This window comes from Winogradskyella vincentii, from assembly GCF_020166345.1.
GTDB classification, from domain to species: domain Bacteria; phylum Bacteroidota; class Bacteroidia; order Flavobacteriales; family Flavobacteriaceae; genus Winogradskyella; species Winogradskyella vincentii.
The window spans coordinates 89,040-115,283 of sequence record NZ_JAIUJS010000006.1; the positions used below are offsets into that span (position 1 = coordinate 89,040).

At 32.5% G+C, this 26,244-nt stretch carries 27 protein-coding genes; 25 read left to right on the plus strand and 2 right to left on the minus strand.

The genetic code is table 11. The annotated features are described in order from the left end of the window. Positions 1-22: 22 nt before the first annotated feature. The gene (locus tag LBV24_RS11770; protein WP_224478864.1) at positions 23-547 is read right to left on the minus strand and encodes a hypothetical protein; all 525 of its coding nucleotides are present in this window, start codon (positions 545-547) and stop codon (positions 23-25) included. Positions 548-699: 152 nt separating this feature from the next. Here LBV24_RS11770 and LBV24_RS11775 point away from each other — a divergent pair, with 152 nt between their 5' ends. The 21 genes from LBV24_RS11775 (at position 700) to LBV24_RS11870 (ending at position 22,370) form a co-directional block, all read left to right on the plus strand. Continuing rightward, complete coding sequence (locus LBV24_RS11775; RefSeq protein WP_224478865.1) at positions 700-1,050, plus strand: hypothetical protein; 351 nt, start codon at positions 700-702, stop codon at positions 1,048-1,050. A gap of 155 nt (positions 1,051-1,205) precedes the next feature. Further along, positions 1,206-4,034: an excinuclease ABC subunit UvrA gene (uvrA, locus tag LBV24_RS11780; RefSeq protein WP_224478919.1), complete on the plus strand. Its 2,829-nt coding sequence runs from the start codon at positions 1,206-1,208 to the stop codon at positions 4,032-4,034. Positions 4,035-4,125: 91 nt separating this feature from the next. Further along, a complete protein-coding gene (locus LBV24_RS11785) occupies positions 4,126-4,812 on the plus strand; it encodes an LOG family protein (protein ID WP_224478866.1) in 687 nt (228 codons plus the stop codon). Between the two features lie 25 nt (positions 4,813-4,837). Continuing rightward, positions 4,838-6,112 carry a hypothetical protein gene (locus LBV24_RS11790; protein WP_224478867.1) on the plus strand — a complete coding sequence of 425 codons (1,275 nt, stop codon included), beginning with the start codon at positions 4,838-4,840 and terminating at the stop codon, positions 6,110-6,112. Next, a complete protein-coding gene (locus LBV24_RS11795; protein ID WP_224478868.1) occupies positions 6,109-8,949 on the plus strand; it encodes a gluzincin family metallopeptidase in 2,841 nt (946 codons plus the stop codon). The genes LBV24_RS11790 and LBV24_RS11795 overlap by 4 nt, the downstream gene beginning before the upstream one ends. 153 nt (positions 8,950-9,102) lie before the next feature. Further along, on the plus strand, positions 9,103-11,514 hold the full coding sequence (locus LBV24_RS11800) for an alpha-ketoacid dehydrogenase subunit alpha/beta (RefSeq protein ID WP_224478869.1): 2,412 nt from the start codon (positions 9,103-9,105) through the stop codon (positions 11,512-11,514). A 136-nt stretch (positions 11,515-11,650) separates the two neighbouring features. After that, positions 11,651-12,505, plus strand: a complete 855-nt coding sequence (ppk2, locus tag LBV24_RS11805) for a polyphosphate kinase 2 (RefSeq protein ID WP_224478870.1) — start codon at positions 11,651-11,653, stop codon at positions 12,503-12,505. Beyond that, the gene (gene ppk2 / locus LBV24_RS11810; RefSeq protein ID WP_224478871.1) at positions 12,505-13,332 is read left to right on the plus strand and encodes a polyphosphate kinase 2; all 828 of its coding nucleotides are present in this window, start codon (positions 12,505-12,507) and stop codon (positions 13,330-13,332) included. Before ppk2 (LBV24_RS11805) ends, ppk2 (LBV24_RS11810) begins: the two co-directional genes overlap by 1 nt. A gap of 37 nt (positions 13,333-13,369) precedes the next feature. Then, on the plus strand, positions 13,370-13,504 hold the full coding sequence (locus LBV24_RS15215) for a hypothetical protein (protein ID WP_262902025.1): 135 nt from the start codon (positions 13,370-13,372) through the stop codon (positions 13,502-13,504). Positions 13,505-13,748: 244 nt separating this feature from the next. Next, entirely contained in the window at positions 13,749-14,921 is a 1,173-nt protein-coding gene (locus tag LBV24_RS11815; RefSeq protein WP_224478873.1) for a helix-turn-helix domain-containing protein, read from the plus strand. A 99-nt stretch (positions 14,922-15,020) separates the two neighbouring features. Beyond that, the gene (locus tag LBV24_RS11820) at positions 15,021-15,515 is read left to right on the plus strand and encodes a DoxX family protein (protein ID WP_224478874.1); all 495 of its coding nucleotides are present in this window, start codon (positions 15,021-15,023) and stop codon (positions 15,513-15,515) included. Position 15,516: 1 nt separating this feature from the next. Next, positions 15,517-16,005: a hypothetical protein gene (locus LBV24_RS11825; protein WP_224478875.1), complete on the plus strand. Its 489-nt coding sequence runs from the start codon at positions 15,517-15,519 to the stop codon at positions 16,003-16,005. Between the two features lie 4 nt (positions 16,006-16,009). Then, on the plus strand, positions 16,010-16,396 hold the full coding sequence (locus tag LBV24_RS11830) for a hypothetical protein (RefSeq protein WP_224478876.1): 387 nt from the start codon (positions 16,010-16,012) through the stop codon (positions 16,394-16,396). A gap of 3 nt (positions 16,397-16,399) precedes the next feature. Then, a complete protein-coding gene (locus tag LBV24_RS11835) occupies positions 16,400-16,750 on the plus strand; it encodes a hypothetical protein (RefSeq protein ID WP_224478877.1) in 351 nt (116 codons plus the stop codon). A 73-nt stretch (positions 16,751-16,823) separates the two neighbouring features. Beyond that, positions 16,824-18,434 carry a class I SAM-dependent methyltransferase gene (locus LBV24_RS11840; protein ID WP_224478878.1) on the plus strand — a complete coding sequence of 537 codons (1,611 nt, stop codon included), beginning with the start codon at positions 16,824-16,826 and terminating at the stop codon, positions 18,432-18,434. Next, positions 18,434-18,703 carry a YidH family protein gene (locus tag LBV24_RS11845; protein WP_224478880.1) on the plus strand — a complete coding sequence of 90 codons (270 nt, stop codon included), beginning with the start codon at positions 18,434-18,436 and terminating at the stop codon, positions 18,701-18,703. The genes LBV24_RS11840 and LBV24_RS11845 overlap by 1 nt, the downstream gene beginning before the upstream one ends. 125 nt (positions 18,704-18,828) lie before the next feature. Beyond that, the gene (locus LBV24_RS11850) at positions 18,829-19,491 is read left to right on the plus strand and encodes a hypothetical protein (protein WP_224478881.1); all 663 of its coding nucleotides are present in this window, start codon (positions 18,829-18,831) and stop codon (positions 19,489-19,491) included. Continuing rightward, entirely contained in the window at positions 19,478-20,542 is a 1,065-nt protein-coding gene (locus tag LBV24_RS11855) for a sensor histidine kinase (RefSeq protein ID WP_224478882.1), read from the plus strand. The genes LBV24_RS11850 and LBV24_RS11855 overlap by 14 nt, the downstream gene beginning before the upstream one ends. Further along, positions 20,532-21,224 (plus strand): LytR/AlgR family response regulator transcription factor, encoded by a 693-nt coding sequence (locus tag LBV24_RS11860; protein ID WP_224478883.1) that lies wholly within the window; start codon positions 20,532-20,534, stop codon positions 21,222-21,224. Before LBV24_RS11855 ends, LBV24_RS11860 begins: the two co-directional genes overlap by 11 nt. Before the next feature lies 1 nt (position 21,225). Beyond that, on the plus strand, positions 21,226-21,708 hold the full coding sequence (locus LBV24_RS11865) for a hypothetical protein (protein WP_224478889.1): 483 nt from the start codon (positions 21,226-21,228) through the stop codon (positions 21,706-21,708). 83 nt (positions 21,709-21,791) lie between these two features. Then, a complete protein-coding gene (locus tag LBV24_RS11870) occupies positions 21,792-22,370 on the plus strand; it encodes a DUF4136 domain-containing protein (protein ID WP_224478891.1) in 579 nt (192 codons plus the stop codon). Here LBV24_RS11870 and LBV24_RS11875 read toward each other — a convergent pair whose 3' ends face one another. Then, positions 22,371-23,534 (minus strand): THUMP domain-containing class I SAM-dependent RNA methyltransferase, encoded by a 1,164-nt coding sequence (locus LBV24_RS11875; protein ID WP_224478893.1) that lies wholly within the window; start codon positions 23,532-23,534, stop codon positions 22,371-22,373. 55 nt (positions 23,535-23,589) lie between these two features. On the opposite strand from LBV24_RS11875, the gene LBV24_RS11880 reads away from it, so the two are divergent. From LBV24_RS11880 to LBV24_RS11895, 4 genes are all read left to right on the plus strand, one after another. Beyond that, positions 23,590-24,321 (plus strand): class I SAM-dependent methyltransferase, encoded by a 732-nt coding sequence (locus LBV24_RS11880; RefSeq protein ID WP_224478894.1) that lies wholly within the window; start codon positions 23,590-23,592, stop codon positions 24,319-24,321. Positions 24,322-24,330: 9 nt separating this feature from the next. Further along, on the plus strand, positions 24,331-25,005 hold the full coding sequence (locus tag LBV24_RS11885) for a ZIP family metal transporter (protein ID WP_224478895.1): 675 nt from the start codon (positions 24,331-24,333) through the stop codon (positions 25,003-25,005). Further along, positions 25,005-25,433, plus strand: coding sequence for a DUF4268 domain-containing protein (locus tag LBV24_RS11890; RefSeq protein ID WP_224478896.1), 429 nt, complete (start codon positions 25,005-25,007; stop codon positions 25,431-25,433). The genes LBV24_RS11885 and LBV24_RS11890 overlap by 1 nt, the downstream gene beginning before the upstream one ends. 105 nt (positions 25,434-25,538) lie before the next feature. Then, a complete protein-coding gene (locus LBV24_RS11895) occupies positions 25,539-26,222 on the plus strand; it encodes a hypothetical protein (RefSeq protein ID WP_224478897.1) in 684 nt (227 codons plus the stop codon). The last annotated feature ends 22 nt before the right edge of the window (positions 26,223-26,244 follow it).

The following is a 26,244-nucleotide window of genomic DNA, read 5'->3' on the forward strand; positions in this document are numbered from 1 at the left end:
TTACTGACAGATTATCAGGTGATTATTTACTCCTTTGACCAACAAATTGCTGGCTTTTAAGCTTAAAAAGAACATTAAAACTGGTTAAACTCCCATAACTTCTAGTGATATATTGTTGCAAGTCTATTTTTTCTTGCTCATCTAGATTGCTAGAATTTATCTTCTGCTCCATGACTCTTAACCTATCCCTAACCATTGTGATTTTGTGAAAAAACGTATCAATTGGTAATTCTTTTCCTTGCAAATTAGTATCACCTGGTTCTAATATGAGCTTACCTCCTTTCCATTTGTCTGCTATTGTTACAATTTCAGAAACATCAGACCATTTCTTCAATATACTTCTTAAGCTTTTCTCTATCTCGTAGAAACTTACAGTATCTACATCATCTTCAGTAGCTTCAATCACTTCAAATTCATCATCAATTTCTAGAGTCTCTAACCCACTTTCAATAAATGTTACCCAATAGTGCTTTGAAGTTACATTTGTAACTACACCTTTTCCATAAGTCGAATGATTAATACGTGAACCAATACCTAATAATTTCATACAAATATTTATAATTGTTTTATTCCAAAAGTATGAATTTAAATTCCATTTTGAACCTCAATTGAGACTAAGTTAAATATCCTCATAAAAACTTGAAAAATTCTCTAAAACTTTATAAATTTGTATTATTCTCAATTTAAACCTATTTAATTATGAAAAACGTAATATTAACTCTATTTTTTTTAGGATTTTGTTTTTTTGCTTCTGCTCAGTCCCAACCGAATGTTGGCGATGAATTAGTTATAAATGAGCCTACTGCAGTTAATTACAAATATGTAAAATTTCCTAAGCTAAATATTCTTGCCAAAAGAGGTAAAGTAGCTAACTACAAGAGCGTATATGGAGATACTGTCATAGTAAAAGAAGTAATAGCCAATGATGATGGTACTACACATGTGGTTTTAGAACGAAAAGACGGCACTAAATTTTTTGGATATTTAAAGAGCGTCAAAGCCAATTACAATAAATCTATTGAAGCTGGTGAAATAGCGCCAACAACTTAAATAAAAATTGCTATAATTTATAAGGTGCATTGTTAACAATGCACTTTTTTTATGCCTCAATTCTAATAATTAACAATAAACCTTCACATTAAATTAACAACTAAAAATTGTACCTTTGCGACTTTGCCAAAACATTCAATTCTGCTATTGCTTATATGACAACATTTGATGATTCTATTGAAGTTAAGGGTGCTCGCGTACACAATCTGAAAAACATTGATGTGACCATTCCAAGAGAAAAGCTTGTGGTCATCACAGGATTATCAGGGAGTGGCAAATCTTCATTAGCATTTGATACTATTTATGCCGAAGGTCAACGCAGATATATTGAAACTTTTTCGGCATATGCACGTCAGTTTTTAGGAAGTCTTGAACGTCCTGATGTAGATAAAATTGATGGTCTTTCACCTGTAATCGCAATTGAACAAAAAACCACTAGTAAATCACCACGTTCAACAGTAGGTACGATTACTGAAATTTATGATTTTTTAAGGCTTTTATATGCTAGGGCGGCAGATGCCTTTAGCTATGAGACTGGTGAAAAAATGGTTAGCTACAGTGATGAGCAAATCAAGGACCTAATTCTTGAGGCCTATTGTGGCAAGCGTATAAATATTCTTTCTCCAGTAATTCGATCGCGCAAAGGCCACTACAGAGAACTTTTTGAGCAAATTGCAAAACAAGGCTTCGTAAAAGTGCGTACCGATGGTGAAATTGTGGACCTCGAAAAAGGAATGAAGTTAGATCGATATGTTACGCACGACATTGAAATAGTAATTGATCGTTTAAAAATTGATGATTCTCAAGACAATGAAAAGCGTCTAATGGAATCTATTAATACTGCCATGTATCATGGTGATGATGTATTGATGGTTATTGACCAAGACACTAATGAACCTCGATACTTCAGCCGAAATTTAATGTGCCCTTCATCAGGTATTTCATATCCAAACCCTGAACCAAATAACTTTTCTTTCAATTCGCCAAAAGGTGCTTGTCCTAATTGTAATGGTATAGGAGAGAAATATGTAGTTAACGAAAACAAATTGGTGCCAGATGAGTCTCTTTCAATTAAAAATGGAGCATTAGCACCTCATGGACCTCAGAAAAAAAGTTGGATTTTCAAACAGTTTGATACCATTGCACAACGATTTGATTTTTCCCTCAATGACCCTTGGAAAGATATTCCCTATGAGGCAAAACAAATGATCCTATATGGTGGTAAGGATAAATTTACTGTAGAAAGTAAATTACTTGGTGTCTCAAGGGATTATAATATAGATTTTGAAGGTGTAGCCAATTTTATTGAGAGCCAACATAAGTCAAATTCTACCTCATTAGTGCGTTGGGCCAAGGAATACATGGATAAAATCGAATGTCCAGTATGCGAAGGTTCTCGTTTAAGAAAAGAATCCCTTAATTTCAAAGTTGACGGCAAAAGCATTGCCGACTTGGTCAAAATGGATGTGATTGAGCTAGGTGAATGGTTAGAGGGCCTATCGGATAGACTCTCAGACAAGCAATTAAAAATCTCCACTGAAATTTTAAAGGAAATAAAAAACAGAGTTCAATTTTTGTTAGATGTTGGGCTTACTTATTTGTCATTAAATAGAAGTTCTAAATCATTATCTGGTGGTGAGGCGCAACGTATAAGACTTGCTACGCAGATTGGATCTCAACTAGTTGGTGTACTTTATATTTTAGACGAACCTAGTATTGGTCTACATCAACGAGATAATGAAAAATTAATCAATTCTCTTGCTTCACTGCGAGATGTGGGCAATTCTGTAATTGTTGTAGAACATGACAAGGACATGATTGAACGTGCCGATCATGTCATAGATATTGGTCCATTTGCAGGAAAACATGGTGGTGAAATTATTAGCGAGGGCACACCAAAAGAGCTATTGGAACATCATACATTGACGGCATCATATCTTAATGGTGAAAAAGAAATTGAAGTACCAAAAAAACGCAGAAAAGGAAATGGAAAAAAGATAAGTCTTAAAGGCTGTACTGGCAATAATCTTAAAGATGTTAGTGTAGAATTTCCATTAGGAAAAATGATTGGTGTAACAGGTGTTTCTGGAAGTGGAAAGTCTACATTAATAAATGAAACCCTCTACCCTATTTTAAATGCACATTTTTTCAATGCTGTAAAAAAGCCTATGCCATATAAATCAATCAAAGGCTTAGAGCATATTGATAAAGTTATTGATATTAACCAATCACCAATTGGTCGTACACCGCGCAGTAATCCTGCAACATACACTAAAACATTCGATGAAATCAGAAAGCTTTTTGCTCAAATTCCAGAAGCTATGATTCGTGGTTACAAAGCGGGTAGGTTTAGTTTTAATGTGGCAGGTGGAAGATGCGAAACTTGTCAAGGTGGAGGATTGAGAGTGATAGAGATGAATTTTTTACCTGATGTTTATGTAGAATGTGAAACATGCCAAGGTAAAAGATTTAACAGGGAAACATTAGAAATAAGATACAAAGGTAAATCTATTAGTGATGTTTTAAATATGACAATTGAAGAAGCTGTTATTTTCTTTGAGCATATACCTAAAATCTACAGAAAACTTAAAACTATTGAGGATGTTGGTCTTGGTTACATAACGTTAGGCCAACAAAGCACAACCCTTTCAGGTGGCGAGGCGCAACGAATTAAACTTGCGACAGAACTAAGCAAAAGAGATACAGGGAATACATTTTATATATTAGATGAACCCACAACTGGGCTTCATTTTGAAGATATTAGAGTATTAATGAAAGTACTCAACAAACTTGTAGACAAAGGAAATACCGTTTTAATTATTGAACACAATTTAGATGTGATCAAAACGGTAGATTATATTATTGATATTGGGTACGAAGGCGGTAAAGGCGGTGGACAAATTGTTGCAAAAGGCACACCGGAACAACTTATTAAAGATAAAAACAGCTACACAGCGAAATTCTTAATGAAAGAGCTGTCTTAATATTAAGTTTATTTTACAATTGATCCTGTATTGATAACCATAATAAAAAACTATATTAGTAAGTTTTCAAAAAGGAAATAAGAATTATTATATGAGAAAAGAGCATAAGCACAAAAGCTGGAATGAAATAAAAACCAATGATTCATGGGCCATATTTAAAATTATGGGTGAGTTCGTTGGTGGATATGAGAAACTAAGTAAAATAGGTCCTTGTATTTCTATTTTTGGTTCAGCTAGAACAAAACCAGACCACAAATACTATCAATTAGCAGTAGATGTTGCTAGTAAAATAGTTGAGCATGGTTATGGTGTTATCACAGGTGGTGGTCCAGGAATTATGGAGGCAGGTAATAAAGGTGCATATATAGCTGGTGGTACATCAGTAGGATTAAATATTGAGTTGCCTTTTGAACAACACGACAATCCCTACATTGATAATGATAAAAGTCTAGACTTTGATTACTTCTTTGTTCGTAAGGTAATGTTTGTAAAATATTCTCAAGGATTTGTTGTAATGCCTGGTGGATTTGGAACTTTAGATGAACTCTTTGAAGCTATGACATTGATACAAACCTTAAAAATTGAGACTTTCCCTATTATTTTGGTTGGAACAGAATTTTGGGGTGGACTGGTTGATTGGATAAAAAGCACATTGATAGAAGCCGGAAATATTAGCCCAGAGGATTTAGATCTTTTCCACGTGGTTGATAGTGCTGATGATGTCATTGATATATTAAACGATTTTTACAAAGAATTTAGACTTAGCCCAAATTTCTAAAATTGTCCTTTTTAATTTCACCGCTATGAAAAAGAAAATAATTGGATGCTTTTTGCTCTCCTGCATGTTTTGTATAGATGTTTCTGGTCAAGAAACATTTAAGGTGATGTTTTATAATCTTCTAAACTATCCTTTAGAGGATGCTGTGCCTAACAGAGAAGATGATTTAGAGTTTATACTTTCTGATTACCAACCCGATTTATTTTTGGTTTGCGAATTAAACAATAGTACTGGTGCAAATAATGTACTTAATATTACTAGATCTTCAATTTCTACAAACTATGAAATGGCAAGCTATGTTTCTAATACATCAGATGATACCACAGGTGATCAAAATGATTTACAAAATCTATTGTATTATGATAGTACTAAATTCATGTTAGAGGACGAGATCATTGTACCAACGGATTTAAGAGATTTTAATGTGTATAAATTAAAAGTAAACACTGTTGATCAAGCCACTAATCCAATAGAATTTTATGTTATCGTTTGTCATTTAAAGGCATCAAGTGGTACTCAAAATCAATTGAGACGATTTAATATGGTCGTTGAGTTAGATAATTATCTAAGTACTTTGCCTTCAGACTCAAATATTTTATTAGGAGGAGATTTAAATATATATACAGGGTCAGAACCTGCCTTTCAATTGTTGCTTCAAGACACTAATAATATAACCTTAGCCGATCCTGCAGATAGAGTTGGCAGTTGGAGTAACAATCCTAATTTTGTGGACGTTTTTACACAATCTACAAGAACTCAAACGGGTTTAGGTGGCACAACAGGAGGTTTTGATGATAGGTTTGATTTTATTTTAACCTCAGAGAATATGTTGACAAATGCCACAATTACCTACGAACCTAACTCCTATCAAGTTTATGGTAATAACGGGTTATCAGCTTGTTATAATAGTGCCATAAATTCTACCGCATGTGCAATTCCTGGTTCTGAATTTTCTTTTGAAGTTAGAGATGCCTTGCATAATTTCAGTGATCATTTACCAGTAACTTTGAACCTAGAAATAGATGAAAATTTGCTGAGCATTGATGATAATGTTGCAGAAGCAAAATTAAAACTAGAAAAAAACATTGTAGATTCGGAGATTCACATCATTAATATACCAACTAAACTTTTTACCGAAGAAGTAGTCATTTATAATAGTTATGGTAAAATGATAAAAAAGATACAATTAGGATTAAATTCAAATTTAAAAATCAATAGTTCAGATTTGGTAAATGGTATGTACTTTTTAACTGTCCCAAATTATAGTGTCAAACCGATTAAAATTATTGTTTCTCATTGATAGGTAAATCTCACATAGCATTTTTATTATTTTGTTTTGGGTCAATATTATTTGCCCAGAACAAAATTACAGTTGATGCTGTAGTTGATGTAGACACTAAATCTATTTCTATTTCGCAAACAATAATTTATAAAAATGAATCAGACGATGCCTTAAAAGAAATTTACCTAAATGATTGGAACAATAGTTACTCAACAAAAACTACGCCGCTTGCAAAACGGTTTGAGGAAGAATTTAGCACCAAATTTCACTTAGCCAAAAGTGAACAAAGAGGATTTACCACAATTACTTCGCTAAAGGATATCTCTAATAATGAATTGGAGTTTACCAATTTAATAAATCATCCTGATGTTATTAAGGTGACATTAAATTCAGAATTAAATCCAGGTGATTCCTTTCATTTAATACTGAATTACAACCTTGTATTACCAGATGCAACCTTTACAGATTACGGCTTTACTAAAAACAAGAATTTTGATCTTAAATACTGGTACTTAACGCCTACTGTATATGATGGTAAATGGAATTATTATAGTAACAAGGACTTAAATGATTTATTTCTTCCAAAAGCAGATTTAGAACTAAAAATCACACACCCATTAAATTACAAGGTAACCTCAGAGTTAGATTTGATGCGCCTAGATTTAACCGAAGACAAAAAATCGCAGATAACCTTTCTTAGTGGTAAGGATAGGGTTGATACATATTTGTCAATAAACCGGTTTCCGAGATTTAGCTTTGTGCAGACAGATGATTTTATAGTACTTTCTAATATCAATGAAAAAGGACTTGCTCCAACGGACAAAGCTGTCTTAACTGATAAAATTACACGGTTTTTAACCAAAAACTTGGGAGAATACCCACATAACCAACTTTTAGTTACTGAAATTGATTACAACCAGAATCCGTTATATGGTCTTAACCAGTTACCAGACTTCCTAAGACCATTTCCAAAAGAATTTCAATACGAATTGAAATTGCTTAAAACGGCTTTAAAAAAGTATCTAGATAATATTCTGCTTATAAATCCACGTAAGGAATATTGGCTTAGTGATGGATTACAAATATATTTTCTAATTAAATATGTTGAAGAGCATTACCCTGATATGAAATTAATTGGTACACTTGCCAATATCTGGGGAATTAGAGCTTTCCATGCTGCTGATCTAGACTTTAATTTTCAGTACTTTCTGTATTCAATGGAAATTGCTAGAAAAAACCGTGATCAACCATTAGCAACTTCAAAAGATTCACTTATAAAGTTTAATGCCAATATTGCTAATAAATACAAAGCTGGTGTTGGTTTTAATTATCTAGATGAATTTGCTAACGATATTGTTTTAAGGGAGAGTATTACTAAGTTCCTTAAAGCAAACAGAACACAAAATGTCTCAGTAAATGACTTTGAATCATTTATAAAAAATGAAACAACTAAGGATATCGATTGGTTTTTTAAAGATTATGTTGGTACAAGAAAAAAAATAGATTTTAAAATAAAGGATGTAGAAACCACAGAAGACTCCATCAAGGTAACTATAAAGAATAAAAGAGAAAACACTATGCCCATCTCTCTTTTTAAACTCAAAAATGATTCCGTAATTGGCCAAACATGGGTTGAAAATATTGTTGGCACAAAGACCATTTCTATTCCAAAAGACGATACGGAAAAGTTTGTACTCGATTATGACAATGTAGTCCCTGAATTTAATCAAAGAGATAATTATAAAGCGGTAAATGGATCTTTCTTAAATAATAAGCCATTTCAGTTTAGGTTATTTAAGGATATTGAGGATCCAGACTATAATCAAATATTTTTCATGCCTTTGGTTGAGTTTAATAATATCTATGATGGTTTAACCCTAGGTACAAAAATTTATAACAAAACAATTTTAAGGAAACGACTAAACTATAGATTCTCGCCACAGTATGCATTAAGGTCTAAGTCATTAACAGGTTCAGCCTCGGTGTTTTACAGTCATAATTTAGAAAATCAAAATCTATTTGATATATCATATGGCATATCAGCTGGTTATCAATCTTTTGCTCAAGATGCATTTTTTACAAGGATTAGACCCTCTATCTCGTTCTCGTTTAGAGACGACAGTGATTTTAGAGCAGATAGAAGGGACGTAATTACAGCTAGATATGTAAGTATTACAAGAGATATTGGCGAAGATGCTACTGTAACAGTCGACGAGCCTGATTATGGTGTTTTTAATTTACGTTACACACATTCTAATCCGGGAATTATTAATTTTTCAAGATTTAATGCAGATTTTCAACTTGCAGATCAGTTCAGCAAACTTTCTGTAAACTATGAATTTAGGCGTCTCACAAGGAGTAATAGAAATATAAATTTTAGATTCTTTGCTGGTATTTTCTTAAACAATGACAGTGATCCAAATTCTGATTATTTCAGTTTTGCACTAGACAGACCAACGGATTATCTATTTGATTTAAACTATCTTGGAAGATCCGAAGATGCAGGATTATTTAGCCAACAAATTATAATCGCAGAAGGAGGGTTTAAGTCCATGTTAGATACACCCTTTGCCAATCAATGGATTACTACTGCCAATTTCAGCACATCAATCTGGCGCTATATACAAGCCTATGGTGACATTGGTTTGGTAAAAAACAAATTTGAAAAAACGAAATTCGTATATGATTCTGGTATTAGGCTAAATCTAGTTGAAGATTACTTTGAATTATACTTTCCCCTTTATTCAAACTTGGGCTGGGAGATTGCCCAACCAAATTATGGAGAAAGAATCCGCTTCATTATAACCGTAGACCCACAAGTACTTTTAGGGCTGTTTAGACGAAAATGGTATTAACATATTCTTAGAGTAATGTTAATTTTTTACATTTTTTTAATAATTACATAATTAAAATGCTTATTTAATAAGAATATTTCAATTTTATAACAGTGTATTATATTGCATAAAATTTTATTTTACGTACCTTTGCGTATTCTAATTTAGACCTTAATGAAGACCAACCCAGATATTAAAACAGAGATTACATTTGAAGATTTTAAGGCAGAAGTCTTAAATGATTACAAGCTTGCTGTTACAAGTAGAGAATGTAGTTTACTAGGTCGTCGAGAGGTTTTAACAGGAAAGGCAAAATTTGGAATTTTTGGCGGAGGAAAGGAAATTCCTCAAATCGCTTGGGCAAAAGCATTCGCTAACGGCGACTTTAGGTCAGGGTATTATAGAGACCAAACCTTTATGATGGCGATTGGAGAATTATCAATAGAACAGTTTTTTGCCGGACTATATGCCAACACAGATCTGAAGCAAGAACCTATGTCTGCTGGACGTCAAATGGGTGGTCATTTTACAACGCACAGTTTAGATGAAAACGGGAATTGGAAAGATTTAACCAAGCAGAAGAATTCTAGTGCCGATATTTCACCAACTGCTGGTCAGATGCCAAGACTATTAGGATTGGCTCAAGCATCTAAAATATACAGAAACGTAAAAGGAATTGACACTACTAATTTTTCTAATGAAGGAAACGAAGTTGCTTGGGGAACTATTGGTAATGCAAGTACTAGCGAGGGTCTGTTCTTCGAAACTGTAAATGCAGCAGGTGTTTTGCAAGTACCTATGGTAATAAGTGTTTGGGATGACGAATATGGAATTTCAGTACACGCTAAACACCAAACCACTAAGGAAAATATATCAGAAATCCTTAAAGGGTTTCAACGTACCGATAATGAAAACGGTTATGAGATTTTCCGTGTAAAAGGATGGAATTATCCAGAACTTATTGATGTTTATCAAAGAGCAGGACAAATAGCACGTAATGAGCATGTTCCTGTTTTAATACATGTACAAGAGTTAACTCAACCTCAAGGGCATTCAACTTCAGGATCGCATGAGCGTTATAAAGATAACGAAAGACTAACATGGGAAGTTGAGCACGATTGTAATACTCAGATGCGTAAATGGATGATTAACAATAATATTGCTACGGACGATGAATTGTTAACTCTAGAGCGTGAAATAAAAAAGGCTGTAAGAGATGGCAAAAAGGCAGCTTGGTCTGCATTTCTGAAGCCAATTCTCCAGGAGAAAAATGAAGTGTTGGGTTTATTGAAACAGCTTGCCTCTTCTAGTCCAAATGGTGTATTTATCAACAAATTAATTGGTGAATTAGAATCGGTTATTGAGCCATTAAGACGAGATGTTTTATCAATAGCCAGAAAGGCCCTCAGATATGTATTGTCTGAAAATACAAATGAAAAAACTACCCTTCAAAATTGGATCAACACGTATATAGATGATGTACAACCAAAATACAGCTCGCACCTTTACAGCGAGTCTGATAAAAATGTTTTAAATCAAGCAGCTGTAGAACCAATTTATGGTAAAGATTCTAAAGTTGTTGATGGGCGTATCGTCTTACGAGAAAATTTTGATGCCATTTTTAATAAATATCCTGAAGCATTAATTTTTGGAGAAGATTCCGGATACATTGGTGACGTAAATCAAGGTTTAGAGGGATTACAAGAAAAACATGGTGAACTAAGAATATCAGATACTGGAATTAGAGAAGCAACAATTGTGGGTCAAGGTATCGGAATGGCAATGCGTGGATTAAGACCTATAGCAGAAATTCAGTATTTGGATTATCTCATGTACGCTCTTCAAATTATGAGTGATGATTTGGCTACAGTTCAATACCGCACTAAAGGAAGGCAAAAAGCTCCACTGATAGTTAGAACTCGAGGTCATAGATTAGAAGGTATATGGCACTCTGGATCGCAATTAGGTGGCATACTAAATCTAATTAGAGGTATCCATGTGTTAGTTCCAAGAAATATGACTAAGGCAGCAGGGTTTTATAATACCTTACTACAATGTGATGAACCAGCACTTGTTGTTGAATGCCTTAATGGTTATAGATTAAAAGAAAAATTACCTAGTAACATTGGTGAATTTAAAACACCAATTGGCGTTGTAGAAACTTTAAAAGAAGGTGAAGATATTACCTTAGTATCATATGGTTCTACATTGCGATTAGTTATGGAAGCCTCTAGAGAATTACTAGAAGTAGGTATAGATGCAGAAGTCATAGATGTTCAGTCATTACTTCCATTAGATATTAATCACGACATTGTAAAAAGTATAGCTAAAACTAATCGTGTTTTAATTATAGATGAGGATGTTGAAGGTGGTGCATCTGCTTATATATTAAATGAGATTTTAAATAAACAAAATGCCTTTGAGCATTTAGACAGCCAGCCAAAAACATTGGCTTCAAAACCTCATAGACCAGCATATGGAACCGATGGTGATTATTTCTCAAAACCATCAACTGAAGATATTTTTGAAACTGTTTATTCGATAATGCACGAATTAAATCCAACCAATTATCCTGCATTACGATAAATAAGTCTTGATTATAGCAATTGTTAAATAAAGCTCTCAAAAAATGAGGGCTTTATTTTTTCATATGACATAAATCATAATATATTTAAAGTGTATTAAATAGATTTGATACAACTATCATAAACAATACTATTCTATGCTGACTAGAGAACTTATAAATTCCTTTAAAACAAAATCCGACCTTACTGATTATTTAGAAGCCAATAGAGCTTCAAATTTAATTTTTGACAAAGCGCTTGAAAAATATGCCTATGAACAAGAGTTATTGCCATTACAGGCTGAGTTAGTACAATTTCAGAGATGGGTACAGAAAGAAAATAAAAAGATAGCTATAATTTTTGAAGGTCGGGATGCCTCAGGTAAAGGGGGTACTATAAAACGATTTAAGGAGCATCTTAATCCCAGAGCCATGCGAGTTGTTGCATTGAATAAACCAACTGAGGTTGAAAGGAATCAGTGGTATTTTAATCGCTATATAAAAGAATTGCCAAATGCCGGAGAAATTGTATTCTTTGACAGAAGTTGGTACAACAGAGCAGTTGTAGAACCTGTAATGGGATTTTGTGATAAAACACAATACGACCGTTTTATGATCCAAGTACCAGAATTTGAACACATGTTATTTGAATCTGGCACTCACATCATTAAATTTTGGTTTTCCGTTTCTAAAGATGAACAGCAACGTCGGTTTGAAAAACGCCTAAATAATCCACTTAAAAAATGGAAATTTAGCCCAGTTGATGAAAAGGGCCAAGAGCTTTGGGACGAATTCACTACCTATAAAAACCAAATGTTTAGTAGGACCCATAACCACTTTAGCCCATGGGTAGTAATAAAATCTAACGACAAAAAGCAAGCTCGTTTAGAAAGTATAAAGTACGTACTTAGTTTGTTTGATTACGAAAACAAAGGTGAGATTTGTAAAAACCTACTGCCAGACCCTAACATTGTACAACGTTATTTTAGAAACACCATTCAACTAGACCAATAATGAACAATTTATATAATTTAACTGATAAGGACCTTAATATTCTTAATTCCAAGAAAGGATTAGAAGCGCTTTTAAGACAAAACAAATTCGATCTACAAAAGTCGCTAAGAAATGTAAAGTACGAGAAGCGTCTTGAAAAACTTCAAGAAGAAATGCTTATTCTACAACAATGGGTTGCTAGAAATAATAAAAAAGTAATCATCCTTTTTGAAGGACGCGATGCAGCCGGTAAAGGTGGTGCCATCAGACGTATTATTCAACATTTGCCACCACGTGCTATTAGAGTTGTTGCATTACCAAAACCAAATCAAACCGAAATGGGTCAATGGTATTTTCAGCGTTACATCAATAGGTTGCCTAATAATGGAGAGATCGTATTCTTTGATAGAAGCTGGTATAACAGGGCTGTAGTTGAACCTGTAAATGGATTCTGCTCCAAAAAAGAATATGACATATTTATGGGCCAGGTAAATGAATTTGAAAAGATGATTCAGGATTCTGGAATTATATTGTTGAAACTTTATTTTTCAATAACCAAGAATGAACAAGCAAGGCGTTTTAATGATATCATCTCCTCCCCTCACAAAAAATGGAAATATAGTGAGGTGGATAAACAAGCGATCACACTTTGGGATGAATACACAAAGTATAAGGAAACAATGTTTTTAAATACCCAGAAAGCTGCACCTTGGAAAATCATTAAGGCGAATAGAAAAACAAATGCTAGGATTAGAGCATTTGAGTACATACTACATAAAATACCTTATGAAGTTAAAGATTTAGAAACTATAAAACCTAAATCCATCCGCACATTATTAGAAGGGTAATCTTACTTTTTATATAATTGTATTTTATTAAAATTACATGAAATACAAGCTCTATTTTGTTCTAACTGTACTGTTTATTCCTATTTCGGTCTATGCTCAAATTTCTATAACAACCAGAGGTCTCAAAAAGGAACAACCAAGTACAGCATTTCACCCTCTTAAATTCAAATAAACGCTCGGTTAAAAAAGGTTTTAAGAAATGTCCAAAGCTTATCGAAAATGCTGAAAAAGGCAAATATTACCCAGATTCAAAAGCAATAATTCGCGAATTTGCAGAAGACTATAAAAATCTTTGTAGCGATAAATAAATGCTGCATCTAAAACCATTTAATTTATCTCAAATTACAATTTGAGACCTTTTTAAGGCCTTAGCATTTAATAAAAATTCTAACTTTAGGGAATAAAATATATCATTTATGTTTCCAGATTTTAACCGTTGGAGCCTACCTCTTTTAATACTCGTACTTCAAGGTTTAATATTCGTAGTACTATTATTATCACGTTACTACAGAAAAAGAAACATATCTGATTTGTTTTTAGGACTCATACTCTTACTCACTTGCTATAGCCAAATTTGTTACACCGTTGGTTTCATGGGATGGTATAACGAATTTAGGACAACCAAAATCAATTATTTCCTAATTAATATTGGAATCGGTTTAGCTCCACTTATTTTCTTGTATGTAAAATCCATAACCACATCGAATTTCAAGTTTAAGAAATCATATTGGTGGCATTTTGCATTAGCATTTGCTGTTATTATATATCGCTTTGCTATTTATACTTATGATGCCTTTCAACCAGGTTTTGACGACACACAAAATGGAATATTAAAAATTGAATTAGACGAGACTTACGTTCAGTCTATAATGAGTTATATCGAAGCTCCTTTTATACTCGTTTATTTGGCATTTACCTTTCAACTGTTTTACAATTATAGAAAGAAGATCATCCAATATTTTTCTAACACTTATAAACTAGAGCTTAATTGGATACTCAGCTTTTTAATACTATTCAGTCTTTCATTCTTATATGGTGTTATACAAGATATAATAGGTGCTCGCTTTATTGACTTAGGATATCAACAAAGATGGTGGCTTAATCTCTTTGTGGCGCTAGTAACATTGTATGTTGGTATTAAAGGCTATTTCACTGACACTACTAAACTAAATAAGTTAGACTTTACTTTCACTCCTAAAACCATAGGTATACCAGAGGCCAATACCGATATTGAAGTAAAGTCTATTTCTAATGAGGATATTGATACAGTAAAGACTTTAATGGAGAATGAAAAAGCTTATTTAAATTCTGACCTCAATCTATCAGATTTAGCCAAAATGGCTAAAATGAGTAGAGCACAACTATCAGAAACCATAAATTCTGGTTTCAATAAAAACTTCAATGATTTTGTAAACGAATATAGGGTCAATGCCTTCAAAAAAATGCTTAGTGAAGAGAAGCATAAACAACTATCATTGCTTGGTATTGCTGAGGAATGTGGTTTTAATAGTAAAGCGACATTTAACAGGGTATTTAAAAAAATAACTAACTCCTCTCCTACCGAATATTTAAAATCACAGAGCACATGAGACGTCTCAAATCGTATTTAAGACCTCTCATTACGATATAAGTCTCCAACCCGGTTTTATCATTGCAAATTTGTACCAACAAACAAAAACAGATTTGCAATGAAACGCTTAAAAAAACTTTTAAAACAATTAATTGAACCTGTAACTCAAAAACATTGGTCATCAGATTTAATTCTCGCCATACCACGCATTTTATGTGGCCTTTGGTTAACAGCTATGTTTGGTGCTGATAAATTTGGAATGCCATGGACTGCAGACAGTCAAAATTTAAACTTATTCGAAGTATCTGCCTGGTTCCCAGAAGACGTAGCGACTTATGGTGGCATATTTGCTATAGCACCAATATTCTTTGCTTGGATGGGTGCATTTAGTGAAGCCGTTGGAGGATTATTTTTAATGCTAGGTCTTAAAACAAGGATAGCTTCATTTCTTATTATGTGCACCATGTTGGTCGCCATATTTATGCAAAAATGGAATCAAGGCCTTTGGGGAATGTTACCTGCTATAGGATTTCTATGGGTTTCTATCTACAATCTTATTCTCGGGTCTGGACGATTTGGTTTAGACTATTTAATCAGTAAAAAACTTAAATAAAATGAAAAATATACTACTATACTTAAGCATATTTGGATGCGCAGTGATCTTAAATGCACAAGAACCCTTAAAAATTTCAGATTTCGAAATTCTTAATAATACCAGTTGGGAAGGTCAATTGACATATAAAGACTACCAATCCGGAAAACTAAGCACAATTGACGCTACCATGCAGATGAAGATTAAAAATGATCGAATTATTACAAATATTCAATATACCTATGAGCCAAATAAAAACAATTCATCTTCTGTAAAGCTAAAAAAAGATGGTGCTTATTACGGTAATGAAAAGGTTATTAGTAACTCTAAAATAGACGATGAACGAATTTTTGTCACATACTATGAAGGTAAAGATAATGGTAGAAAGGCCGACATCTTTATAACACACAAATTTGATGATGATAACTTAAAAATTGTTAAAGAGGTTCAATACAAGAATGATGAAAATCGATTTGTAAGAAATACATATCAATTCACTAAAAAACAATAAAACCATGAAAAATATTAAACCAATTATAATTATTGCATTTGGATTAATTCTCACAAGTTGTGTGCAAGAGGTTCATTTAAAAACAATAACATTTAAGGTAGATATGTCATCTATTGAAGCACCTGAATATGTTGGGGTTAGAGGTAATTTCACAGATAATTCGTGGAACGAAACTATTCTATTAAAGGATCAAAATAATGATGGTATATATGAAGGTACACTTTCTAAAGAAACTGCAGTAAATCAAATACAATTCAAATTTGTAAACAACAATGACGAATATGAATTGAAGGATTCAAACAATAGAAAAATTAGTTTTGAATACAAGCCAGAAACTATTTTATACCAAGCAGTTTTTAATGATCCTAAAGAAAAAATTACTAAAAACTAAACCATGGAAAAGACAATTCTATTATTGTTCTTTATAGGTCTTACAGGTATTTCTCATAACAAGGAAATTAATAGGGAGGTATTTAATTCTTTGACAATCGTTAAAAACCAAAATCCCAAGTTCATAAAATTCAGGATAAAGAATAATTCAAATAACAGAAACCACTTTTATGTGGTTGGTCCAAAACCTGACGGATCAAAATTTAGTTACGGCTTTCCAATGATGCCTTATTCTAAAAGAAAAGAAAACTGGTCTATAGGTACAAAGGTTTATAAAGTCAATGGATTAGGATTTAAAAAATTACTGATTAAAATTAAAAAAGAAGATGAAGGCAAGACCATTGATTTATTCTAGTCATTAATTATAGTTTAAAAAGCACTTAAAAGTAATAAGTGCTTTTTTTATATCTTTAAATCAAACAACTTCAATGCTTACAAAAACAGACAAGTCAAAACTTAGAAGCACCATTTTCAGACACTTAGACGGTATTGCCACATCAACATCGGCTTATACATTACATAAACATAAAGTTTTAGACCATATTCTAAAGTTTGAAACTATTGATTTACATGACTTAACTAAAGAATTTAAAGCCAATGAAGGTTATCTTAATGTAGCATTAAGGGTATTATGTTCACAAGGATGGCTAATTCAAGAAATAAATAATGAAACCAACCATGTAACCTATAAAACTAACCATAATAGTAAAAAAGCATTTGAGCTTGCATTATTATATGAAGATGTCGTTAATCTATTAAAATATTCAGACAGGTTTGCTCAAGAAAAAATGATAAGTGTTGATGCATTTATTACTTTGGAACGAATCTTTAAAAAATTTGAAAGTAAATATGGCTTAGTTGATGAGGATGAATCATCAATAGAATTTCAAGTTTTAAAACATATTGAGGGTGTTATTGTAGGTCCTATTATAGTTTTACTTGGTGTCAATGGTCTTTTTCATAAATACTTTATGGAGGCCTCATTTACAGCTGAAGAATACCATAGAGATCCTGAGAGCTTTAGGAAGATTCTTGACTTCTTTTCACATTTAGGATGGTTTAACAAGAAAAAGAATACTTATCAATTTACCGATAAAGGTCTGTTTTTTGCTAAACGCGCAAGTGCTTACGGTGTAACGGTATCCTATATTCCAACCTTTTTAAAACTTGATGAACTCATCTTTGGAAACCCAAAAATATTAAAGACTACATCACCTAGCGAAACCGAAAAACATGTTCATAGAGAGATGAATGTTTGGGGAAGTGGTGGTGCACACGCCACTTATTTTAAAGTAATTGACAAGGTGATTATTGACTTGTTTAACAGGCCAATTGATGAACAACCTAAAGGCATTTTAGACATGGGTTGTGGCAATGGTGCATTTATAGAGCACATTTTTAATGTAATTGATCAACAAACTCTCAGAGGAACGATGTTAGATGAATACCCTCTCCTATTAGTCGGAGCAGATTTTAATAAGGCTGCTCTCAAGGTAACGCGAGCAAATCTGATTAAGGCAGATATCTGGGCTAAGATAATTTGGGGTGATATAGGAAGACCAGACCTTTTAGCTTCGGATTTAAAGGAAGATTACAACATTGAGCTTAAAGATTTGCTGAATGTAAGGACATTTTTAGATCACAATAGAATCTGGAATGCACCAAATAATCAACACAATATTATAAGCAATTCCTCAGGAGCTTTTGCAACTAATGGCATAAGGTTGTCAAATAACAACGTTGAAGCCTCTCTTTTTGAACACCTCAACAAATGGAAACCTTATGTTGAGAAATTTGGATTATTAATTATCGAATTACATACAATAAATCCAGAATTAACAGCTAAAAATATTGGCAAGACACCAGCTACAGCATACGATGCTACTCATGGATTCAGTGACCAGTATATTTTAGAAGTAGATGTATTTAGAGCTATGGCTCAGAAAGCAGGACTAAGGCCAGATGACAATCATTTTGCTAGGTTTCCTGATAGCGATTTAGCCACAGTTAGTATAAACCTTTTAAAGGGAGAAATTTAATGTCAAATAAAGAAGAAAATCAATTAATTACTAGGGATTGGCTTGCCATAGAACGCACTAAACTTGCCAACGAACGCACCTTTCTAGCTTACTTTAGGACCTTTTTAGTATTACTTGGGACAGGAGTAACAATAATAAAACTGGAAATGTTTTCGGATATAGAATCCTTTGGAATAATATTAGTTAACGTATCTGTAATTATTCTTGCGATTGGTATCTTTCGCCTTATACGTGTTAAACGTAAAATACGTAAACACTATAAGGTATAATTTTAAAATCATTAATAAAATAGCATCTCTATATTGTTTGGCATGAGCAGATCCTTGTTTGTCGAAATTTGTTGTTTATAATATAAAACACCCTGAAATTTGTATAAACTTTAAATCCATTCGACATGAAAAAATTAAAGCTCATATTATTATTTACACTAATTTTTCTTCTTAATTCATGCATCGTAAAATCGTTACGTCCCTTCTACTTAAGTGAGCATATAAAATTTAATGATGATTTAATCGGAAATTGGACATCCGGAAAAAGTAGTACATGGGAAATTTTGTCCTTTAAAGAATCTTGGGAAAAGAACAATGAAGGCAATACAGAGCTAATGAAGGAAGACGAAGTAGCATATAAACTCTACAAGGAGTCATATATTATAAATTATACGAGTTCGGAAAAAGAAGCTTTATTCCTAGCAATGCCGTTTATGGTAGGTAAACATTTATTTTTGGATTTCACACCTTTTGACTTTGAAGACAGTGGTTTAAATGGGCTTGCCGCACAACATTTACTCAAAACACATTCGGTAACCTTTGTTGATTTTCAAGAAAATGGTTCAATAAAACTAAAGTGGCTTGATGAGTCTGTAGTAAAAAAATTAATTAAGGAAAAAAAGTTGAGGATTAAACACGAAAAAACAGGAATAGACGAAGACTTTATTCTAACGGCAAGTAGCGAAGAACTCTATAGATTCCTCAAAAAGTTTATGGAGTCAGATCTAGAAGATAAATGGGATAAAGATGTAATAAAAACTTTAACACCAGCCAATGTCAAGCCTTAATATCCATCAACTCATAAAACCAAAAAATATCCACAGACCATTGCTGTTTCATAGTGTTCTGTGGATATTGGCTTTTCTAATTTTAATATTTGTATTTACAAAAGGCAAGCAACCGGTAACAATAGATTTTATTTACACCATTGGATTTCTGCTTCTTATAGCTATTCCTGTTTGCATTAATTTCTATGGGCTCATTCCAAAGTTTCTCAAAAGAGAGAAATATATCTCATATTTATTAGGATTTGCCTTATCTGGCCTAGTATTTGGCTATATTATTTATAATTTTTTTCAACCATTTTTAGATACTCTTTTTCCATCTTATTTTTTCATTTCATATCTCACAAACAACAATTTAATTATAGTAATTGCTATATTTCTTGTAAGCACTACATTGCTGAAACTAGGAGAGGATTGGTTCTATTTTAATAGCAGTCAGAATAAAGCACTCAAACAGAAAAGTCTTCAGTTTGAAACCCAATTATCAGCTTTAAGGTCTCAAATTAACCCTCATTTTTTATTTAATTCTCTTAATGTAATTTATGCGCTGGCTTTAGAAAAAAAAGAAGACATATCTAAAGCTATTGTTCAACTTTCAGATATTTTAAGATATGTTATTTATGATTCTGATACTGAAAGGGTAAGTCTTAAAGATGAAGTTAATTTATTGAAGAATTATATAGCTTTTCAAAATTATCGCATAAACACAACAAATGCCGTAGATTTTACTTTAGATATAGAAGATTACGACTTTAAGATTTATCCAATGCTTTTATTACCATTGCTGGAGAACAGTTATAAACATGGGGATATCCATGGTCAAGATCATTTACCTATCAAGGCAAGTATTTCACAAAAAGGAAATACATTTTGCTTTGAAATTTCAAACGCAAATCTTCAAATAAAAAATGCAATTAATGAAAAACACTCAGGTGTTGGTTTAAGTAACCTCAAGAATAATTTAAATTTGGTATATCCTGATAAACACCAACTAACTATAAGTGAAAATGAAGATATTTTTAGAGTTATCTTAAATTTAACCGATGAAGCATAAAACTAAAATATCATGCTTGATTATTGATGACGAAATTTCGTCACAAAAGGTGTTGCAACATTTTGTTGCTGAGGTAACTGTTTTAGACCTAAAAATAACTTGCAATAATGCTTCTGAAGCATTTAAATACCTGCAATTAAATGAAAATGTAGATCTGTTGTTTTTAGATATTAATATGCCTAATCAAACAGGATTAGATTTTTACAAAACCCTTAAAAATCCGCCAAAGGTTATTTTCACTACAGCTTATCCTCAATATGCTGTTGAAGGGTTTGAAGTAAATGCAGTTGATTACCTATTAAAACCTATTTCGTTTGAACGCTTTCTTACAGCAATTAACAAGACCATAAGCCTATTAAACATTGAAAGCGATGCTCAAGATTTTATAATTTTAAAAGAGAACAAATCGCTTCATAAAATTAATTTTGATGATATTCTTTACCTCGAAGCTTTTGGCGACTATGTAAAGGTGCATGCAGAAAACAAAACTATTGTAACACATAGTACATTTTCTAGTTTAATTGAAAATTTTCCAGATTATTTTCTTAGAGTACACAAATCGTTTAGTGTAAATCTTAATAAAATGACACAAGTTTCAGGTAATCAAATTTCAGTTGATAATTACACAATACCAATTGGCCAAACCTATAAGCAATCCGTTTTAAATGCTTTAAATTTGTAGAATGAAGATTGAATCTATTGTTACAATTAAAAAAGAATTAAAACACCTTCCAAAAGAGGATTTACTAGCTCTGTGTTTACGATTAGGTAGATTTAAAAAAGAAAATAAAGCACTACTCACCTATCTACTTTTTGAATCCCATGATGAAGATGGTTATGTGGCTAGTGTAAAAAATACCTTAGACGAACTATTTGAAACTATGAATACGGATAGTTATTTCTATATGAAAAAAACGATTCGTAAAATATTAAGGCAAATAAGAACCTACAACAGGTATTCTAACAAAAAATCAACCGAAGTAGAACTCCTTCTTTATTTCTGTGAACGGTTAAATTCACTTACACCTTCGATTCACAGAAACAGAACTTTGAGCAATCTCTACCATAGACAAGTGGTTTCTATTCAGAAGAAAATCACTGCACTTCATGAAGATCTTCAATATGACTATACGATTCAACTAGAGGAGATAGAAAACCATAAATAAACTTATTATTTTAAACTTGACATTTGTCATAGTTATTCTACTTCAATATTTAGACCTTTAGTAAAATTCTAAACTCTGGAGTCATGAAAACTGTTAATAAACTTTTGTTATTATTATTCGCAATTATTTTGGGCTGTGCTTCTACCAGTGAAGTTGTATATGATTATAACCTAGAAGTAGACTTTAACCAATACGATACTTACGTATTATGTATGGATGATTTTTTTGTAGAACATACTAATCATCCCGATTTAGACAATGAAGAAGTAAGAAGAATTATTGGTGATGCGGTTGCCTTAGAAATTGAAAATAAAGGACACCGAACCAATGTATTAAAACCACAATTGCAAGCCGGATTTAGATTACTAATTAGTGAAGAGACTGCAGAATTTACGGATTGTGAACATTCAGAAGAATTAGAATATTGGGAGAGCTGTACAATTCACACTGAAACTTATGAAGAAGAGACATTAGTTGTCTATGTTGCAGATTTTGAAACCAAAAAAGTAATTTGGCATGCTTCTATAGTTTGTGATCTTCAACAATCAGAGAAAAAATTGAAACCATACATATACGACCTAGTATCAGATCTGTACGATACTTATCCTAAAACGTTAGTGGCAAAGAATCCAGATGAAAAAAAGGAATTCGAGACATTTTAATTATTGAACTTGCTTCTTTGCCTTTCGGCTACCTTCGTACATTTCGTATTTAACCAATCTCGACTCCAGTTTTGCGTTAAATACTTTAATTTTTCGTGAAGGTCTCAGACCAACATACTTAAGTGCCTCTAAATTTGAAGTTATCAACCAAGCATTTGTATTTGGATAACCATGTTTTAGTGTAGTTCCAATATTACCATAGAATTCTTCAACATTAAGATTTTCTAGTCGTTCACCATACGGTGGATTAAAAACCATATGCAATTTTTCAGAACCTGCTTTTTGAGTTTTAAAGAAATCTTCGTGCTTTATTGAAATAAACTCATCTAAATGGGCATTCTTTATATTCTCTTTTGCCTTTTTTACAGCAGATGGTGATTTATCATACCCAAAAATTTTATGGTGGAAATCTCTTGTTTTCTTCAGTAACGATTCTTCAATTTTTTCAAATAAATCAACATCCCAATCTTGCCAACGCTCAAAAGCAAATTCTTTACGCATTAAATTGGGTGGAATATTACAGGCAATCATTGCGGCTTCTGCCAAAATAGTTCCACTACCGCACATTGGGTCCATAAAATCAGTTTGACCATCCCAACCGCTCATAATTATTAATCCTGCTGCCAATACTTCATTTATTGGCGCAATATTAGTTGCTGTTTTATATCCTCTTCTGTGCAAGGATTCACCAGACGTATCGAGTGATATTGTACAACGCTGCCTATCGATATGAACATTTATTTTTAGATCAGGGAAGCGAAGATCTACATTAGGCCTTGTACCAGTTGTTTCTCTAAATCGATCTACAATAGCATCTTTTGTTTTAAGTGCAGTATATTTAGAATGGGTAAAAATACTATGATGAACCGTTGCATCTACTGCCAGTGAACCATCCGTCTTAAGGAAATTTTCCCATTTAAATTTTTTAACGTTATTATATAAATCTTGCTCACGTGCTACTCTAAAAGAATGAATTGGTTTTAAAATCTTTATTGCTGTCCTAAGTCCAAGATTAGCCTTGTACATAAAACCCTTATCACCAACAAAACTGACATTTCGGACACCTTTTTCCACATGCATAGCACCCAATTGAGTCAATTCATTAGCCAGAATATCCTCAAAGCCAAATAAAGTTTTAGCAACCATTTTGAAATTATTGTCCATAAGCAACGTCTAATAGATTGCAAAAATACAGTATTTTTGTGCGACATTTATTGATATGAATAAATCCACTAAACATTGGTATGCATCGTGGTTTGACACGCCTTATTATCATATTTTATATAAAGATAGAGATTACTCTGAAGCTCAGGGTTTCATGGATAATCTTACCAATTATTTAAATCTGCCAGATAACGGAAAAATTTTGGATTTGGCATGTGGTAAAGGAAGGCATTCCGTTTATCTAAATAAATTAGGCTATGATGTTACAGGTGTAGATTTATCAGAACAGAGTATTAACTACGCTAAGCAATATGAAAATGATACCTTAAAGTTTGAGGTACATGATATGAGTAAACCTTTTAATGATAAGTTTGACGCCGTTTTTAATCTCTTTACAAGTTTTGGCTATTTTGATGACGAAAGCTGTAATCTTAACACGATTAAGGCAATAAAATCAGAGCTTAATGAATTTGGTTTTGGAGTTATTGATTTTATGAATACCAATTATGTTACATCCAATTTAGTAGCTCAAGATGTTAAATCGGTTGATGGGATTGATTTTTATCAAAAAAGAAGGGCTGAAAATGGTTACATTATTAAAGATATAAGTTTTGAAATTGATAGTGAGCAATTCAACTTTCAGGAGCGTGTGAGAGCTTTTACACTAGAAGATTTTAAAAATTTATTTGAAAAAGCAGGTGTTCACTTGCTTGATGTGTTTGGTGATTATAATCTTAGTAAATACCAATCAAACACGTCAGAACGTCTCATTATGATTTTTAAGTAAATTGCAGATATGAATAAGTATCTATTTCCTGTTTATGCAATAATTATAGGTGTTGTAATCGCCATTCTAACAAAAAAGCAAAAATCCATAGGCACTAAGCTTTTATTGTCCTTTAGTGGTGCATTTTTATTAGCATTAACCTTATTTGATCTATTGCCAGAAGTATATGAGCATTTAGATGCCAAACGCACCGGGCTTTTTATAATGTGCGGTATTTTACTTCAAGTCATATTAGAGTTTTTCTCAAAGGGTGCGGAGCATGGACATATACATATTCATAAAGAAGAAAATCGGTTTCCTTGGCTCCTATTTTTAAGTTTATGTATTCATAGCTTAATCGAAGGATTCCCAATTCACCAACATAATGACATGGTTTATGGAGTATTTATCCATAAAATTCCTATAGCAGCTCTTATCACTGCGTTTTTATTACAATCAAACTATACTAAGATTCAAATTGTTGGATTTTTGCTAGTTTTTGGTGTAATGACACCACTAGGTACAATTATTTCTAATAATACTTCAATAGCACCAGAATATGAAGATATTGTTAGTGCAGTTGCTATTGGTATCTTTTTACATATCTCTACAACTATTTTATTTGAAACTGGCGAAGGGCATAAGTTTAATTTATCAAAGCTTCTCGCTATTGTATTAGGTGTGTTAATTGCTTATTTTATTTAATGTTCTCGAAAGAAGATAGTCGCTTGTTACGTCAAGAATTTTGGACGAGTTTCGGAAAATCCTTTCCAAGAAAATGGCTTTTATACAATACAAAAATCAAAGGTCTTTCCTTCAAGTTTTATTTTGACACAAAAAAGGCATTCATTACTCTAGATCTAGAAGATGATTTAGAAAATCGCATTAATTGTTGGGAAAAACTAATTGCACTAAAAAACATTCTGCACAGCGACTATCTGCCCGATGCTATTTACGAAGAAGAATTCTATTTAGACAATGGAAAAGAAATATCTCGAATCTATTTACCACTAGAACAAAAAGTATCTATTCATAACAAAAACTCATGGAGAGCTGTTATGGAATTCTTTAATACCAACATGATTTTGTTTGAAACATTCTTTGAAGAATATAGAGATATTATCAAAGGATAAGTCTTCGCTAATTGTTTTCATCACACAAAATTGCCAGTAAAATTGTGTATTTTTATAAGATACAGGTATTCAATATTTCATAATTAACCAATAAATTCTTTACTCATGAGAAATCTATGGTCAGCTTTATTCATAATCGTCGTTATTACATCATGTAATACAAATGAAAAAACCAAAACAGAATCTGAATCAAAAATCACAGAAGTTACAAACGATACGGTAACTGATACAACTAAAAAGAACTATGTTTCGATTGACAATGACGAGGCATTGGTAGCTACAGCCTTAATGGCAGCTCCAAAATCAAGTAGAGCAAATTGCAAAGTTATAGGCTATAATATGGCTGGAGAATTTGTAACGTTTAGAGAAGGTACCAATGAGTTCATTGTTTTAACTGACAATCCAAAAAAGTCAGGATTTAATGCTGCCTGTTATCATAAAAGCCTAGAACCTTTTATGGCAAGAGGTCGAGAATTAAAAGCTGAGGGTAAAACAGGAGTAGAAATATTTGATATCAGAGAAGAGGAAGTTAAATCTGGTAAGCTTAGTATGGGAGAACCTGGTGCTACACTTCATATTTACTACGGCACTAGCAATAGATACGATCCTGAAACCTCATTAGTTGAAGATGCAATATACCGTTATGTTGTATATCTACCATTTGCAACTTCAGAAACGACAGGACTTCCTGAAGCACCAGTAGCTTCTAATCATCCTTGGATTATGAACCCAGGAACACATAGGGCGCATATTATGATTTCTCCTGTAAACAACTTAGACAAAAAATAGCTCTTTATAAAAAGAAACGCTT

Bases quoted from the DNA above. Each gene is read 5' to 3' on its own strand.
- LBV24_RS11830 (WP_224478876.1), top strand. From the start codon at position 16,010: ATGAAAAATATTAAACCAATTATAATTATTGCATTTGGATTAATTCTC.
- LBV24_RS11775 (WP_224478865.1), top strand. From the start codon at position 700: ATGAAAAACGTAATATTAACTCTATTTTTTTTAGGATTTTGTTTTTTT.
- LBV24_RS11845 (WP_224478880.1), top strand. From the start codon at position 18,434: ATGTCAAATAAAGAAGAAAATCAATTAATTACTAGGGATTGGCTTGCC.
- LBV24_RS11825 (WP_224478875.1), top strand. From the start codon at position 15,517: ATGAAAAATATACTACTATACTTAAGCATATTTGGATGCGCAGTGATC.
- LBV24_RS11840 (WP_224478878.1), top strand. From the start codon at position 16,824: ATGCTTACAAAAACAGACAAGTCAAAACTTAGAAGCACCATTTTCAGA.
- LBV24_RS11820 (WP_224478874.1), top strand. From the start codon at position 15,021: ATGAAACGCTTAAAAAAACTTTTAAAACAATTAATTGAACCTGTAACT.
- ppk2 (WP_224478870.1), top strand. From the start codon at position 11,651: ATGCTGACTAGAGAACTTATAAATTCCTTTAAAACAAAATCCGACCTT.
- LBV24_RS11785 (WP_224478866.1), top strand. From the start codon at position 4,126: ATGAGAAAAGAGCATAAGCACAAAAGCTGGAATGAAATAAAAACCAAT.
- LBV24_RS11800 (WP_224478869.1), top strand. From the start codon at position 9,103: ATGAAGACCAACCCAGATATTAAAACAGAGATTACATTTGAAGATTTT.
- ppk2 (WP_224478871.1), top strand. From the start codon at position 12,505: ATGAACAATTTATATAATTTAACTGATAAGGACCTTAATATTCTTAAT.
- LBV24_RS11890 (WP_224478896.1), top strand. From the start codon at position 25,005: ATGTTCTCGAAAGAAGATAGTCGCTTGTTACGTCAAGAATTTTGGACG.
- LBV24_RS11770 (WP_224478864.1), bottom strand. From the start codon at position 547: ATGAAATTATTAGGTATTGGTTCACGTATTAATCATTCGACTTATGGA.
- uvrA (WP_224478919.1), top strand. From the start codon at position 1,206: ATGACAACATTTGATGATTCTATTGAAGTTAAGGGTGCTCGCGTACAC.
- LBV24_RS11815 (WP_224478873.1), top strand. From the start codon at position 13,749: ATGTTTCCAGATTTTAACCGTTGGAGCCTACCTCTTTTAATACTCGTA.
- LBV24_RS11895 (WP_224478897.1), top strand. From the start codon at position 25,539: ATGAGAAATCTATGGTCAGCTTTATTCATAATCGTCGTTATTACATCA.
- LBV24_RS15215 (WP_262902025.1), top strand. From the start codon at position 13,370: ATGAAATACAAGCTCTATTTTGTTCTAACTGTACTGTTTATTCCTATT.
- LBV24_RS11790 (WP_224478867.1), top strand. From the start codon at position 4,838: ATGAAAAAGAAAATAATTGGATGCTTTTTGCTCTCCTGCATGTTTTGT.
- LBV24_RS11850 (WP_224478881.1), top strand. From the start codon at position 18,829: ATGAAAAAATTAAAGCTCATATTATTATTTACACTAATTTTTCTTCTT.
- LBV24_RS11875 (WP_224478893.1), bottom strand. From the start codon at position 23,534: ATGGACAATAATTTCAAAATGGTTGCTAAAACTTTATTTGGCTTTGAG.
- LBV24_RS11835 (WP_224478877.1), top strand. From the start codon at position 16,400: ATGGAAAAGACAATTCTATTATTGTTCTTTATAGGTCTTACAGGTATT.
- LBV24_RS11860 (WP_224478883.1), top strand. From the start codon at position 20,532: ATGAAGCATAAAACTAAAATATCATGCTTGATTATTGATGACGAAATT.
- LBV24_RS11865 (WP_224478889.1), top strand. From the start codon at position 21,226: ATGAAGATTGAATCTATTGTTACAATTAAAAAAGAATTAAAACACCTT.
- LBV24_RS11880 (WP_224478894.1), top strand. From the start codon at position 23,590: ATGAATAAATCCACTAAACATTGGTATGCATCGTGGTTTGACACGCCT.
- LBV24_RS11870 (WP_224478891.1), top strand. From the start codon at position 21,792: ATGAAAACTGTTAATAAACTTTTGTTATTATTATTCGCAATTATTTTG.
- LBV24_RS11855 (WP_224478882.1), top strand. From the start codon at position 19,478: ATGTCAAGCCTTAATATCCATCAACTCATAAAACCAAAAAATATCCAC.
- LBV24_RS11885 (WP_224478895.1), top strand. From the start codon at position 24,331: ATGAATAAGTATCTATTTCCTGTTTATGCAATAATTATAGGTGTTGTA.